The following is a 13,340-nucleotide window of genomic DNA, read 5'->3' as shown; positions in this document are numbered from 1 at the left end:
CCGGTGCATCAGGCCGCAGGGGTGCGGTCGGCGCGCTCCTTGCGCGACGGCGGGCGGAACCGGTCCGGCAGCTCGACGACCTCGCCCCCGTCGGCGGTGACCGGCACGAAGCGGACGGCGATCGCTGCGACCAGCACCGTGACGCCGATGGCCTCCCACACGGTCTCGGGCGGGCGGACGAGGTCGAAGAACTCGGACGCGAACGGGATGGCCAGCACGAGGACGATGCCGGCCGCCATCGACCCGACGAGGATCCAGCGCCACGGGGGCAGGGTGCGGGTGAGGCGCAGCAGGAGGAGGAGGCCGACGGCCAGGAGCGTGATCGTCGCCGCGCTGCGGGCGTCGACGAGCGACGTGTCGGCCACCTCGCGTGCGAAGAAGTACACCGTCAGGGCTGCGGCGGCGGCGATGGCGCCGGCCGGGATGGCGAAGCGGATGACCCGCGGGACGAACCCCGTGCGGGCCCGTCGAGGGTCGGGCGCCAGCGCGAGGAAGAAGCCGGGGATGCCGACGCTCAGCGACCGGACGAGCGTCAGGTGCCGCGGCAGGAACGGGTAGTCGGTGCCGACGACCGTGATCACGAGCGCCATGCACACCGAGTAGACGGTGCCGTAGATGAACAGGTTGGCGGCCCGCTCGACGCTGTTGATCACCCGCCGGCCCTCGGCCAGCACGCCCGGCAGCACCGAGAAGCGGTTCTCGAGCAGGACCAGCTGGGCGACGGCGCGGCTGGCGGCGCTGCCCGCGCCCATGGCGATGCCCATGTCGGCGTCCTTGAGCGCGAGGACGTCGTTCACGCCGTCGCCGGTCATGCCGACGACATGGCCACGGGACTGCAGCGCCCGGACCATCGCCCGCTTCTGCTCCGGCTTCACACGCCCGAACACCGTGTGCGACTCGACCGCCTCGGCCAGCGCCTCGTCGTCGTCGAGGGGCAGGTCCCGCGCGTCCATGACCCGCTGGGCGTCGGGCACCCCGGCGCGGGTGGCGACGGCGGCGACGGTGCCCGGGTGGTCGCCGGAGATGACCTTGAGGCCGATGCCCTGCTCGGAGAGGTAGCCGAGCGTGTCCTCGGCGTCGTCCCTGATGTCGTCCTCGAGCAGGACGAGCGCCCGCGGGTGGAGGTCGTCGGGCAGCTCGTCGCCGGTCAGCCCGGACGCCGTGGCCAGCAGGACGACCCGCCGACCGAGCGCCGCCTGCTCCCCCACCCGGTCCGCCACCTCGGCGTCGCCCGGGGCGAGGAACTCGGGCGCCCCGAGGAACAGCGCCCCGTGGCCGTCGAAGGACGCGGCCGACCACTTCCGGGCCGACGAGAACGGGACCGTGTCCACGAGCGCCCACCCGGGGTCGTCGGGGTGGGCCCGTCCGATGGCGAGCAGGGTGGCGTTGGGGTCGGGATCCGAGGCGGCGAGGGCGGCGAGCATCTCGTCGACCGACGGACCCGGCCCGTCGCCGTCGCCCGGCGCGGCGCCGTCGGCCCCGGCGCCCGACCGGCCGTCGAGCTCCTCGACGCCGGCCGCGACGATCTCGCCGGTGGTGATCGTGCCGGTCTTGTCCAGGCACAGCGTGTCCACCCGGGCGAGCAGCTCGACCGAGGCCAGCTCCCGCAGCAGCGCGTTGCGGCGCGACAGCTTCACGACGCCGGCCATGAACGCCAGGCTCGTCAGCAGGACGAGGCCGTCGGGCACCATCGCCACGGCGGCCGCCACCGTCCCCGACAGCGCGTCGCGCCAGTCCTCGCTCGTCCCCCACAGCCGCACGAGCAGGACGATCGCGATCGGCGGCAGCGCCACCATCAGGAACTTCAGGATCATGTTGATCCCGTCCCGCAGCTCGGAGTGGACGAGCGTGAACTCCTTGGCCGCGCCGGCCAGCGAGGCCGCGTAGGAGTCGGCCCCGACCTTGGTGGCGCGGAACGTGCCGGAGCCGGCGGCCACGAAGCTGCCCGACATCACCTCGTCGCCGGGCTGCTTGTGGACGGGGTCCGACTCCCCCGTCAGCAGCGACTCGTTGAGCTCGAGGCCGGTGCTCGTGACGACCTCGCCGTCGACGACGACCTGCGCGCCCGGCGACAGCACGAGCAGGTCGTCGGCGACCACCTGCTCCACCTCGAGCTCCGCGGTCTCGCCGTCGCGGACCACCACCGCGTGCGGGGTGTTGAGCACGGCCAGCCGGTCCAGCGCGGCCCGGGCCCGCAGCTCCTGGATGGTCCCGATCAGCGAGTTGGCGACGATCACGCCGCCGAAGAGCATGTCGGGCCCGATGCCGTCGGCGATCACGATCAGCACGAGCAGCGTGCCGATGATGGCGTTGACCGGCGTGAGGACGTTGGCCCTCAGGATCTGCGACGTCGTCCGCGACGGGTCCGACGGCACGTGGTTCACACGACCGTCGGCGACGCGCTCGGCGACCTCGGCCGCGGTGAGGCCGCGCCCGTCCGCGTCGACCGGTCCGACGGCCGTGGGGGTCGTGGAGGGACGGTCCGACATCCTGCGGAGGCTATCCAGTCGGCCCGGGCGCCCCGCCGGACCCCTCCGAGCCGTCGGTGCGCCGCCGCGCGGCGCAGGGTCGGTCGGACCGTCGGGGGCGGGAGGGCGACCGCTACCGTTCGCGTCGATGACCGGAGCCCACCGCGCACCGCCTCGGACGCACCGCCCCGAGGACCACCGCAGCCGGCGCGCGGGGTGGATCCGGGCGATGGTGCTGGGCGCGAACGACGGCCTCCTGTCGACCGGCGCCCTCCTGCTCGGCGTGGCCGCGGCGGGCGCGTCGACCGACGCGCTGCTGACCGCCGGCGTGGCCGCGCTCGTGGCGGGCGCGCTGTCGATGGGCCTGGGCGAGTACGTCTCGGTCAGCTCGCAGCTCGACGTCGAGCGGGCCGACCGGGTGCTCGAGGAGAACGAGATCGAGCTGCACCCCGACGCAGAGACGCGGGAGCTCCGCTCGATCTACGTCGCCCGGGGCCTGACCCCCGAGCTCGCGGCCGAGGTCGCCGACGCCCTGATGGCGCACGACCCAGTGACCGCCCACATGCGCGACGAGCTCGGCCACACCGAGGAGCAGCGGGCGCGGCCGCTGCAGGCGGCGCTGAGCTCGACGGCCAGCTTCGCCATCGGCGCGCTCGTGCCGCTGCTCGTCGCCGTCGTGGTCAGGGGCGACGCCCGAGTTCCCGCCGTCGCGGTCGCGGCGATCGCCGGGATGGTGGTGCTCGGCGGAGTGTCCTCGGCGCTGGGCGGCGCGCCGATGTGGCGAGGAGCGCTCCGGGTCGGGCTGGGCGGATCGCTGGCGCTCGCCGCGACGTTCGTCGTCGGCTCGCTCTTCGGCACCGCCGTCGGCTGACCTCCGCCCCGTCGACCGGCGTTCGGCAGGGGGCGGACGCGCCACGGCGGCCCCGGAGGGCCGCCGTGGACTGTGGGTTTCGACTCGGGTGGCTCAGCAGCCGGTGCCGGCCCAGGCGGAGCGACCGCCGTTGTTGTAGAGCCACAGGGCGACGGCGTCCTGCACGTGCCAGGGGGCCTGCATGGCGCGGCCGTAGCCCGGGTGCCCGGACCTGACCGAGACGTTGCGCCAGGTGCTGTCGAGGAACTGGTAGGCGCCCGAGGCCGAGCTGTACCGGTTCTGCGCGACGTAGTTGCCGCCCGACTCGTGGGCCCGGACGCAGGTCAGGAACGGGTGCGCCTGCACGGCGCGCCGCTGCGCGGCGATCGCCAGCAGGATCTCGGACTGGGCCCGGGAGATCTCCGCCTGGTCGATGTGGCCGTCACCGTTGAAGTCGGTGACCCACTTCTCGACCGGCAGGTTGCAGCCGGTCAGCAGGAAGAGGGCGACGACGGCACCGGCCAGCATGCCGACGCCGCGACGGCGACGACGGGGAGCGGCCGATGCCCGGGGACTGCTCTCCTCACCGGGTCGGGGTGCGCCGGCTCGTCGGTCCCGACGAGCGGCGACGGTGTCGGGCGCGGTCAGGCTGGCGTCGGTGGTGGTGTGCTGCATGGGTCCCCTCCAAGGGTCCGTGTGCGGGCCGGGCATCGCCCCGGGATCCGCCTCGTTCTGATCCGTCCGCCCGGCCCCTCGACGTGTCCGTGACGAGGTCGGTCCCGGGCGGCGGGTCGTCGTCCTGTGACGACGGCGAGACAGTATGACGGAAATGACGCACGTTCGTAACATCGCGTCACGACTTTGTGACCGAGAGCACAAGTGGTTCTGGACCGCCGCGAACGGGGTACGCGCCGCACCTGACGGGCTGCACAGGCTGAGATGACGGGGATCGCGGCGGGTTGCACCCGCACCCCCGAGATCGGGTTACCGTGGGTCACTTCCGACCGAACTGCTCCGGCACCCCTCGAAAGGCCCGACCACTGAGCGCCGAACGCCTCCCCCACGGCCGGATCAATCCGCGGACCTCGATCCCCTTCTTCCTGGTCCACCTGCTCCCGTTGCTCGCCGTCTTCACGGGCGTCACGTGGACCGCGGTGATCCTCTGCCTCGTCACCTTCTGGGGCCGGATGTTCTTCATCACGGCCGGCTACCACCGCTACTTCTCGCACCGGTCGTACCGGACGAGCCGGGCGTTCCAGTTCGTCCTGGCCTTCGGCGGGACGACCTGCGCGCAGAAGGGACCGCTCTGGTGGGCGGGCCACCACCGGGTCCACCACCGCTTCGCCGACACGGTCGACGACCCCCACACCCCGCTCAAGGGCTTCTGGTGGAGCCACGTCGGCTGGATCCTGAGCGACGACACGTCCGCCCGGCCCGAGGGCTCGATGAAGGACTTCGAGCGCTTCCCCGAGATCGCCTGGATCTCGCGCCGAGACTGGATCGGACCGTGGGCGCTCGGCGCCGCCTGCTACCTCATCGGCGGCTGGTCCGGCCTGCTCATCGGTTTCTTCCTGTCGACGGTGCTCCTCTGGCACGCGACGTTCCTGATCAACTCGCTCGCCCACGTGTTCGGGCGGCGGCGCTTCGAGACGACCGACACGAGCCGCAACAACTTCGGCCTCGCGCTGCTCACGCTCGGCGAGGGCTGGCACAACAACCACCACCGCCACCAGCACGTCGCCCGCCAGGGCATCCGCTGGTGGGAGGTCGACGTCACCTGGTACGTGCTCGTCGTGCTCGAGAAGCTGCACATCATCTGGGGCGTCCGCCGGCCGCGGGCGCTCGCGGACGACGACGCGCCCGCCGAGCCCGAGCGCCCGGCGCCGGTCGACGCGGTCGTCGACCCCCTCCCCGACACCGACCACCTCGACGACCTCGAGCAGATCTCGGTCTGAACGCCGTTCGGTCATCCCGCGGGATCGGAACATCTGGATCCGAGGCATCTGGACGGCACCCCGGTGGGTAGGGACGTGCCCGTGACCGCGCTCCCGAACCTCTTCGCGACCACCGCGCACGACCACATCGAGGGTGAGCGGTGCCGAGCGGACGTGTTCGCGCCGGACGACGACGTCAGGCACCACCTGGCGTCGGGCGCGTGCGACCTGTTCAGCACCCAGCCCCTCGACGATCGTCACCGGTTGTCGCCCATCGTCCCCGCTCTGACCACCGACGCCACGGCGCCGCGCTGGATGCCGGAGCTCCTCGCCACCGTGGACGCCTCGCCGCCGGGTCGTCGTGCCGCCGTCCGCCTCGCGGACGCGTTCGGCGAGGAGGGTGCGCGCCATCTGCGCGCCCGCCGGCCCGAGACGTCGCCCCGGGTCGTGCGCCGCCGCCGGCGCACCCGCCGCCACGCCGGGTTCCGCCGGCTGCGGGCGTCGTGGATCTTCACGACGGGGGACGCGACCCTGCCCTAGTCTGCGCCCCCATGGGATGCGGATGCCTGCTCGTCCTGGCCTCGGCCGTGTCGCCGAGGCTGGCGCTGTTCCTCACGTGGATCTTCACGGACCGGATCCCGGCGGCGTTCGACGACAACTGGCTGTTCCCGATCCTCGGGTTCTTCCTGCTGCCGTGGACGACGTTGGCGTGGGCCGCCGCCTGGGCCCCGATCGGCGGCGTGACCGGCTTCGGGTGGCTGATCGTGATCTTCGCCTTCTGCGTCGACCTCAGCACCCACTTCGGCGCCCGCCGCACCGAGCGCGACCGGCGCGCCGCCAGCTACACCTGACCGGCCGCCGAGCCGTACACCACGCCGCCCCGCCCCGAGCCGTCCGCGCCGCGGTCAGACCGGGTCGGGCAGCCAGTTGCCGTGGAACCCGTCGGGCACCCGCTGGGGCAGGTGCACCCTGGCGATCGGTCCGGTCGCCGGGTCGTCGGCCGCCAGCACGACGAGGTCGGTCGTCCCCTCGGCCCGGTCCGAGACGAAGCCGAGGAGCCACGCGTCGTCCTCGGCCACCGATCCGGACCTCGGCACGTGCACGAACTCCTGCGCCGCGCTGGTCTGGCCGAAGTCGACCTCGACCGTCGTGCCGGCGGTCAGGTCGTGCCAGAGGAGCGGCTGGTGCACGCCGCCGGCGATCCGGCCGCCGACCGTCATGCCGTAACGCAGCTCCTCGCCCGTGCGGCGCTCGTCGCCCCGCGGGAACTCCTGGCTGCGATCGTCGACCACCTCGATCGACGAGGTGCCCGACACCGGATCGAGCGTCCAGCGCTCGAGCCGCGGGGCACCCTCGTTCGGCCCGAGCCGGTCCCGGTCGAACATGCGGGGCCACACGACCAGGTCGACCGCCACACGGCCGTCGGGGAGGTCCACCGCGTTGAGGGGGTGGAAGACGTAGCACCGCGGCACCTCGACCCACCGGATCTGGTCCGCGGTGCCGAGCAGCGGCAGCACCCCGACACGGGCGTCGCGCTCGGGGTCCCAGCGGTAGGGGAAGGGCGTGCCGGCCATCGCCTCGTCGAGGTCGAACGTGCACGGCAGGTCGAACAAGAGCACCGAGGTCGGCGTGATGGCGGTGTCGTGGACCATCGGCCGCCCGCCGACCGGCACGATCTCCTCGTGCACGACGCGGGCGCCGTCGTTGACGACGTAGCGCACCGCCTCCTCGGCCCAGTGGTAGGTGATCGCGTGCCAGGTGCCGGTCCGGGGGTCCCGATGCGGGTGGGCGGTGTACGCGCCCTCGAGCGTGCCGTCGAACCGGTTCGACGCGATCGACTCGAGCTCGTCGGTGACCTCGACCGGCGCGCCGCCGGCCTCGACGATCGCCCAGGTCCGGCCGCCCATCGACACCACGTTGGTGTTGGGCGAGCCGCCCTCGTCGATCGTGTTCCGCACGAACCGGTTGCGGTACCACGCGGCGCGCCCGTCCTCGAGCCGGACGCCGTGGAGCATGCCGGTGCCGAGGAACCAGTGCTGGGTGGCCGGGTCCGGGTCGAGCGGGTTCGGCCCGTTGCGCACGTACCGCCCGCACAGCTCCACGGGCAGCGACCCGGTCACGTCCAGATCGGTGACGGTGAGCTCGTCGGTGACCGGTGCGAGCGGTCCGGTGACGTAGTCGCGCTGGAGCGATGAGGCCCCTGTCTCGGTCGGCATGGTCGTCCCCCTGGTGACAGCCGCCCCGTCGGGGTGGATGGTCCGAGGCTACGCCCCGTCGCGGGCGAGGGGCGGTCCAGGTCCACCCGTGCGACGGTCGCGACGGACATGATCGGCCCATGGCCAGCGACCCGGACGGACCCGCCCAGCCGGTCCCGGCGCGCTTCCCCAGGCTCCGGCGGTTCGTGCAGCCGTCGGAGCAGAAGAGCATCGCCCCGGTGCTCGGGCTGACGCTCCTCGCCATGCTCCTCAGCCCGTTCCTCTCCAACTACAACTGGAGCCGGGCGCTCGAGGTCGCGCTGATCGGCGTCAGCGCCATCGTCGCCCTCGCCCGCACCGGCGCCCACCCGGCGGTGCGCCGCACGGGCACGGCGATCGTGGTGCTCGCGACGTTGGCCGGGGCCACGATCCCGGTCGTGCACGACGCCTCGACCGGCACGGTCGAGGTGCTGGCGGCGGGCCTCTTCGCACTGCTGCTGCTCGTCACCCCCATGCTGGTCATGGTGCGGCTCATGCTGCGACCCCGGATCACGGTCGACACGCTGGCGGGCGCCCTCACCGCCTACCTGCAGATCGGCATCTTCTTTGGGGCGCTCTACCTCTTCATCGCCCTGGTCGGCGGCCCGAGCGACTTCTTCGCCCAGACCACGTCGCCCGCCTACTCCGACTTCGAGTACTTCAGCTTCATCACGATGACGACCGTCGGCTACGGCGACCTGACGCCGGCGACACGGCTCGGGCAGACGCTGGCGACGATCGAGGCCGTGACGGGCCAGGTGTTCCTGGTGACCGTCGTGGCGCTGACGGTGTCGAACCTCGGGCGCCCCACCCGGCGGGGCGATCCGGCCGGCGGCGGCCCCGACGCGCCGCCCGATCCCGCCGCCTGAGCGTCGTCGCGGGTCCGCGGCCGCGAGTGGGGACTCGTCCCCATTGCGGGTCCCCCTCCCAGCGACGATGCTCGCTACCGGAAAAGGGGCGTGCCGGCGACCTCCGGGTCGGGAGCACCGGCACGTGCATGGGAGGACACGACAGGGTCCGGGTTGCGGAAGGGTCCGGACCCTGTCCACCCAGCCCGGCGCCGCCGCGAGCGCCCGTTCACGCAGCCTTCACGGGAACGGGCGGAGCTGCTCCCCGGGCCCGTCGTAACGTCGCGCCCATGGCGGACAACGATCTCGTCGCCGTCGGGACCGTCCCCGAGCGCCTGGACGACCCGGTCGCCGTCCGGCGGGCGCTGCGGACCACCGGCGCCGTGGTCGTCCCGGGCCCCGGTTCGGCCCCCGACCCGATGACCGCGCTGGTCCGGTCGGTCCTCGGCGACGAGATCCGTTCGATCGGCGACCACGTGCCCGTGCGTGCGGCCGGCGGCCGCGACCGGCCCGACCTCGACGCCGACGGCCACACCCTGACCACGCCGCTGCACTCCGACGGGTTCTCGCTCGCCGAGGGCGCGCCCGACGTGCTGGTCCTCGGATGCGTCCACCCGGCGGCCGATGGCGGCGGGGCGTCGTTCCTGGTCGACCTCGACGCCGTGGTCGGCCGGCTGGCCGCCGGCGACGACGCCGACCGGGAGCTCGCCACGTTCCTGCTCGACACCGACGTCGACCAGACCGAGCCGGGTCGGCCCACCGTGATCGGACCGATCGGCCGCCGGCTCGACGGTGACCGCACGGCCTGGACCCGCTCGATCTTCCTCCAGCCCGCGCCCGACGACCCCGATCCGGCGCGGACCCGACGCCTGCTCGACCGGTGGGAGGGGTTGCTCGCCGACCTCACCGATCGACTGCCCCGCTTCCACCTCGGTGCGGGCGATGCCCTGGTCGTCGACAACACGCGGCTGCTCCACGGTCGCGACCCGTACGAGGACCGGGACCGCCTGCTCTGGCGGCTGTGGGTCTGGACGGACCGAGCGGTGCGCCCCGACACGGCCTACGCGGTGTCCGACGCCAGCATGCTCGACCTGGGCTGACGGGCGGCGGGCCTGCCGCTCAGGAGGCCGTGCGGCTGTCGATCGCCCGCCACACGAGCAGGACGATGATCGCCCCGACGAAGGAGCCGAGCAGCCCGCTGAACCGGATCGTGAGCCCGTCGCCCGCCAGCAGGCTGGCGAGCAGCCCGCCGACCAGCGAGCCGAGGATGCCGGCGACGAGCGACTGGGCGTTGGGGCGCGTGCCCATCCCGAGCACGAGCTGGGCGAGCCAGCCGATGAGCATTCCGACCGCGAGGATGGCGAGGATCAGCACGGGCGGTCACGTTACCGGGTGATCCGGCGTCACCCCACGACGACGGGGTCGCCGACGGTGACGGCGTCGCCCACGTGCACCGCGCCGGGGCGCCTCACGGTCGCGTACACCCCGACGTCCTGGTCCAGCTCGCGCACGACGTAGCGCAGCAGCGCCCGGTCCTGAGGCGTGGCGTCGTCGATCTCCTGGGTGACCATGACGCAGCGCGGGCACCCCACGACGACCTCGAGCTCGACGTCGCCCACGTGCACGGTCCGGCCGGCCCACCCCCGCTCCGGGTGACCGGGCTCGTCGCCGGTGTCGACGACGAGGTTCGGGCGGAAGCGGCGGACGTCGACCACCGAGTCGGGCAGCGCCTCGGACATCGAGCGGAGCGACGAGGTCGTCAGGAGGAGGAGGGGGAACGCGTCGAAGTAGGTGCCGAGCGGCGACTCGTACTCGAGGATCTCGGGCGGGAAGACCGACAGGTCGGGCAGCGGCTCGTCGGGCTCACGGCCGAAGATCGCCCGCAGCTCCTCGAGCAGGTCGTCGGAGTCCGGCGCCCCGCGGCGGTAGTGGTCGAGCTCGGTCGGCGGGAGCCGGGGCCAGAGGGTCACCTCGTGGTCGAGCGCCGCGCTCACCGCCGCGTTCGCCTCGTCGTCGCCGGCGCGCACGGTGGTCCCGTCGGGCAGCGTGATCGTCACCGCCGAACCCGGGCCGTCCTCGAAGGCGGCCGCCAGGCGCATCAGGCCGCTGATCTTCTTCGCGCCCCGGATGCCGCCACGGACCTCGTCGCGCACCGCCCAGGCCCGATCGCCGGCGACGCCGTCGTCGGACAGCTCGGCCGCATCGACCCGCTCGCCGATCATCGACTTGACCGGGTAGCGCCAGATCTCGCTCAACTGCATCCGCGGATCGTAGGCCCGGCGCCGGGACGCCACCCCCGGCACGCGACGTGTGGCCGGACGCGGCACCGGGGGCCGACCTGGGGGACGGCCCCCGGTGGGACGAGCCTGCCGAAGGGAGGGAGTGGGGAGATCGGCAGGCGCCGTGGCGGCGGACGACCGGTCGGTGGGAGAGGGCCCGACCGGTCGTCCGGAGGATCAGTCGGGCGGGCCCTCGGTGAGGGTGACCGTGGCGGTGCGGCTCTGGCCGTTCGCGTCGGTCCACGAGAGCTCGACCTCGTCCCCCGGCTTCGCGCCGTCGAGCGCGGAGGTCAGCGCCTCGGCCGAGTCGATGGTCGTCCCGTCGACGGCGGTAATCGTCGAGCCCTGGGTGACGCCGGCCTCGGCGGCGCCGGAGCCGTCGGCCACGGCGGCCACGCTGGCGCCGGAGGTGGCACCGCCCTGGCCCTGACCGAACGGGTCGTCGGCCACGCTGGCCACGCTGACGCCGAGGACGCCGCGGGCGCCGATTCGGACGACGTCGCTCTCCTTGCCGGCCTTGATCTGCTCGACGATGTCCATGGCGGCGTTGATGGGGATGGCGTAGCCCTCGTCGTTCGATGACACCTCGTTCGTCGAGGAGGCGGCGGCGTTGATGCCGATGACCTCGCCGTCGGCGTTCGCCAGCGGACCCCCGGAGTCGCCCGGGACGATGTTGGCGTCGATCTGGATCAGGTCGTTCAGGCGCTGCGCCTGGCTGCCCGACTCGTCGCTGGCGGTGATGCTGCGACCCAGGGCGACGACGTTGCCGGTCACGACCGACGGCGTGCCGCCCTGGCCCCCTGCGTTGCCGAGCGCCACGACGGCGTCGCCGACCTCGACCGAGTCCGAGTCGCCGATCTTCACGGTGTCGAGGCCCTCCGCGTCCTGCAGCTGGATGACCGCCAGGTCCTTGGTCTTGGCCGTGCCGACGACCTTCGCCTCGTAGCGCTCGCCCGTGTCGGCGTCGGTGACGACGATGCGGGTGGCGCCCCGGATCACGTGGTTGTTGGTGACGACGAGCCCGTCGGACGACAGCGTGATGCCGGTGCCCGCACCCTGGCCCTGCGCCGAGAGCACGTTGATGTTGACCACGCCGGGGACGACCTTCTGCGCGACGGCGTCGGCGTCGGCCGTGTCGCCGGAGCCGCTCTGGCCGTTCGAGCCGCCCTGGCCCTGGCCGGGCGTCGGCAGCTGCGACGGCTCACCGCCGAAGGGCGAGCCGTTCGGCTCCGTCGGCACCTCGCGCTGGCGGGGGCTCGCGGTGTCGTCGGTCGACCCCGACAGCTGCGACAGGCCGAAGCCGCCGGCGACGCCGGCGAGCAGGGCGAGGACGAGCAGCAGGCCGATGGCGACCTTGCGGCCGGCGCCCGGACCCCGACCCGAGGACGGCGTCGGCGAGGGCTGTGCCCCGCCGGGGGGGTTCCACCCGCCGCCGGCTCCGCCGGGCAGCGGACCGGTGTAGGTCGGCGGCGTCGCCGGGAAGCCGGACGGCGCGCCGGGCGTCGTCGGGGGCGCCAGCGGCATGGCCGTGGGAGGGGCGGACGGGAACGAGGGCGCGGAGCCGGCGGGTGCACCGGTCGGCGCCGTCGAGGTGGGGGGACCGGCCACCGGGGTCGGTGCGGTCGTGGGGTCGCCGTAGGACATGGGTGCAATGTCATCCCCGGAACGTGAGGACCGGGTAAGCGGCAGCTGTGAGGGCGCTGAGCGGCTGTGCTCGACCTCAGCCCCGGCACCGGAACCGCGCGGCACGCCCGGACTGCGCGTCATCGGCTCCCGGACCCGGGGCTCAGCCCGAGGTCAGGCGCTGGGTGCTGTCGTCGCCGGGGACCGGCAGCTGCGTGACCAGGCGGTACGCCGGCCACTCTGCGGGCCGGAACGCCTGGTACTCGAACGTCAGCCGACCGGCGACCGGGTGGTCGTAGCTGCGCAGCCGGCTGTGGAAGCCGGCGACGTCGTGGTCGGCCCACCACGCCGCGAACTCGGGGCTCTCGGCTCGCAGCCGGTCGATGAGGCGCTCGAGCTTCGGCTCGCCCCGCATCGCGGCCGTCGCGGCGCGGAACTCGGTGACCATCGCCCGGGCCTCGACCTCGCGGTCCACGATCAGCTCGCGCGCCGTCGGCTCGCAGAGCACGATCACCAGCAGGTTCCGGTCCTCCTCGGGCAGCTCCTCGGCCTGCGGGTACAGGAGCCCCTGCGCCCGGTTCCACGCCAGGTACTCCCAGCACGGGCCGAGCAGATACGTGGGGGCCGGGTCCAACGCATCGACCGCTCGCACCAGCGCGTCGGGCGGCGGGCGGTCGCACGAGTCGCCGATGACGTCGGGGACGCCCTGGCCCGCGACCCGCTCGGCCAGCGTGAGCAGGTGGGCGTGCTCGGCGTCGTCCAGCAGGAGCGCCCTCGCCACTGCGTCGAGCACCGCACGGGACGGGTGCTCCGCCCGGCCCTGCTCGAGCCACGTGTACCACGTGACCGACACCCCGGCGAGCAGCGCGACCTCCTCGCGGCGCAGGCCCGGCGCACGGCGACGAGGGCCCGCCGGCAGGCCGACGCTCGTCGGATCGACCGCGGCGCGACGCGTCACGAGGAAGTCCCCGAGCTCGCGGCCCGCGTCCGAGCCCCCCGTCGACCCACTGCTGCCCGACACGCCCCCAGTCGACCAGATCCGCCGGACCGGAGACAGGTGGTGGCACCACCAGCATCGCCAGCCACTCCCTCGACGCCGCCGTC

13 protein-coding genes are annotated in these 13,340 nt (G+C 73.7%); 6 read left to right on the top strand and 7 right to left on the bottom strand.

Annotated elements, in window-relative coordinates:
• Positions 1–8: 8 nt before the first annotated feature.
• A complete protein-coding gene (locus LH044_RS15435) occupies positions 9–2,489 on the bottom strand; it encodes an HAD-IC family P-type ATPase (protein WP_227756478.1) in 2,481 nt (826 codons plus the stop codon).
• Between the two features lie 127 nt (positions 2,490–2,616).
• Here LH044_RS15435 and LH044_RS15430 point away from each other — a divergent pair, with 127 nt between their 5' ends.
• The gene (locus LH044_RS15430; RefSeq protein ID WP_227756477.1) at positions 2,617–3,339 is read left to right on the top strand and encodes a VIT1/CCC1 transporter family protein; all 723 of its coding nucleotides are present in this window, start codon (positions 2,617–2,619) and stop codon (positions 3,337–3,339) included.
• Between the two features lie 93 nt (positions 3,340–3,432).
• Here the strand turns inward: LH044_RS15430 and LH044_RS15425 are convergent, their stop codons facing one another.
• Positions 3,433–3,993 carry a transglycosylase family protein gene (locus LH044_RS15425; protein WP_227756476.1) on the bottom strand — a complete coding sequence of 187 codons (561 nt, stop codon included), beginning with the start codon at positions 3,991–3,993 and terminating at the stop codon, positions 3,433–3,435.
• Between the two features lie 314 nt (positions 3,994–4,307).
• Here LH044_RS15425 and LH044_RS15420 point away from each other — a divergent pair, with 314 nt between their 5' ends.
• The 3 genes from LH044_RS15420 (at position 4,308) to LH044_RS15410 (ending at position 6,103) form a co-directional block, all read left to right on the top strand.
• Positions 4,308–5,273 (top strand): acyl-CoA desaturase, encoded by a 966-nt coding sequence (locus tag LH044_RS15420; RefSeq protein ID WP_227756475.1) that lies wholly within the window; start codon positions 4,308–4,310, stop codon positions 5,271–5,273.
• Between the two features lie 81 nt (positions 5,274–5,354).
• Positions 5,355–5,792 (top strand): hypothetical protein, encoded by a 438-nt coding sequence (locus LH044_RS15415; RefSeq protein ID WP_227756474.1) that lies wholly within the window; start codon positions 5,355–5,357, stop codon positions 5,790–5,792.
• 11 nt (positions 5,793–5,803) lie between these two features.
• The gene (locus tag LH044_RS15410; protein WP_227756473.1) at positions 5,804–6,103 is read left to right on the top strand and encodes a hypothetical protein; all 300 of its coding nucleotides are present in this window, start codon (positions 5,804–5,806) and stop codon (positions 6,101–6,103) included.
• A gap of 54 nt (positions 6,104–6,157) precedes the next feature.
• Here LH044_RS15410 and LH044_RS15405 read toward each other — a convergent pair whose 3' ends face one another.
• Positions 6,158–7,468 carry a carotenoid oxygenase family protein gene (locus LH044_RS15405; RefSeq protein ID WP_227756472.1) on the bottom strand — a complete coding sequence of 437 codons (1,311 nt, stop codon included), beginning with the start codon at positions 7,466–7,468 and terminating at the stop codon, positions 6,158–6,160.
• 119 nt (positions 7,469–7,587) lie between these two features.
• Here LH044_RS15405 and LH044_RS15400 point away from each other — a divergent pair, with 119 nt between their 5' ends.
• Together LH044_RS15400 and LH044_RS15395 are read left to right on the top strand one after the other, a co-directional pair.
• A complete protein-coding gene (locus tag LH044_RS15400) occupies positions 7,588–8,355 on the top strand; it encodes a potassium channel family protein (RefSeq protein WP_227756471.1) in 768 nt (255 codons plus the stop codon).
• Between the two features lie 269 nt (positions 8,356–8,624).
• Positions 8,625–9,434, top strand: a complete 810-nt coding sequence (locus LH044_RS15395; protein WP_227756470.1) for a TauD/TfdA family dioxygenase — start codon at positions 8,625–8,627, stop codon at positions 9,432–9,434.
• 19 nt (positions 9,435–9,453) lie between these two features.
• Here the strand turns inward: LH044_RS15395 and LH044_RS15390 are convergent, their stop codons facing one another.
• From LH044_RS15390 to LH044_RS15375, 4 genes are all read right to left on the bottom strand, one after another.
• Positions 9,454–9,708 (bottom strand): GlsB/YeaQ/YmgE family stress response membrane protein, encoded by a 255-nt coding sequence (locus LH044_RS15390; RefSeq protein ID WP_227756469.1) that lies wholly within the window; start codon positions 9,706–9,708, stop codon positions 9,454–9,456.
• A gap of 29 nt (positions 9,709–9,737) precedes the next feature.
• Positions 9,738–10,595: an MOSC domain-containing protein gene (locus tag LH044_RS15385; protein ID WP_227756468.1), complete on the bottom strand. Its 858-nt coding sequence runs from the start codon at positions 10,593–10,595 to the stop codon at positions 9,738–9,740.
• A gap of 195 nt (positions 10,596–10,790) precedes the next feature.
• On the bottom strand, positions 10,791–12,257 hold the full coding sequence (locus LH044_RS15380; RefSeq protein ID WP_227756467.1) for a S1C family serine protease: 1,467 nt from the start codon (positions 12,255–12,257) through the stop codon (positions 10,791–10,793).
• A gap of 142 nt (positions 12,258–12,399) precedes the next feature.
• Complete coding sequence (locus tag LH044_RS15375; RefSeq protein WP_227756466.1) at positions 12,400–13,257, bottom strand: helix-turn-helix transcriptional regulator; 858 nt, start codon at positions 13,255–13,257, stop codon at positions 12,400–12,402.
• Between the last annotated feature and the right edge of the window lie 83 nt (positions 13,258–13,340).

Origin of the sequence: Dermatobacter hominis (genome assembly GCF_020715685.1) — a bacterium.
In the GTDB taxonomy this organism is placed as follows: Bacteria; Actinomycetota; Acidimicrobiia; order Acidimicrobiales; family Microtrichaceae; genus Dermatobacter; species Dermatobacter hominis.
The sequence above is the reverse complement of the archived record's forward strand: the minus strand, read 5'-3'. Positions and strand labels throughout refer to the sequence as shown.

What these genes read in the sequence shown, in the direction of transcription:
- LH044_RS15410 (WP_227756473.1), top strand. Translation starts at nt 5,804, where the DNA reads ATGGGATGCGGATGCCTGCTCGTCCTGGCCTCGGCCGTGTCGCCGAGG.
- LH044_RS15430 (WP_227756477.1), top strand. Translation starts at nt 2,617, where the DNA reads ATGACCGGAGCCCACCGCGCACCGCCTCGGACGCACCGCCCCGAGGAC.
- LH044_RS15380 (WP_227756467.1), bottom strand. Translation starts at nt 12,257, where the DNA reads ATGTCCTACGGCGACCCCACGACCGCACCGACCCCGGTGGCCGGTCCC.
- LH044_RS15435 (WP_227756478.1), bottom strand. Translation starts at nt 2,489, where the DNA reads ATGTCGGACCGTCCCTCCACGACCCCCACGGCCGTCGGACCGGTCGAC.
- LH044_RS15425 (WP_227756476.1), bottom strand. Translation starts at nt 3,993, where the DNA reads ATGCAGCACACCACCACCGACGCCAGCCTGACCGCGCCCGACACCGTC.
- LH044_RS15405 (WP_227756472.1), bottom strand. Translation starts at nt 7,468, where the DNA reads ATGCCGACCGAGACAGGGGCCTCATCGCTCCAGCGCGACTACGTCACC.
- LH044_RS15385 (WP_227756468.1), bottom strand. Translation starts at nt 10,595, where the DNA reads ATGCAGTTGAGCGAGATCTGGCGCTACCCGGTCAAGTCGATGATCGGC.
- LH044_RS15395 (WP_227756470.1), top strand. Translation starts at nt 8,625, where the DNA reads ATGGCGGACAACGATCTCGTCGCCGTCGGGACCGTCCCCGAGCGCCTG.
- LH044_RS15400 (WP_227756471.1), top strand. Translation starts at nt 7,588, where the DNA reads ATGGCCAGCGACCCGGACGGACCCGCCCAGCCGGTCCCGGCGCGCTTC.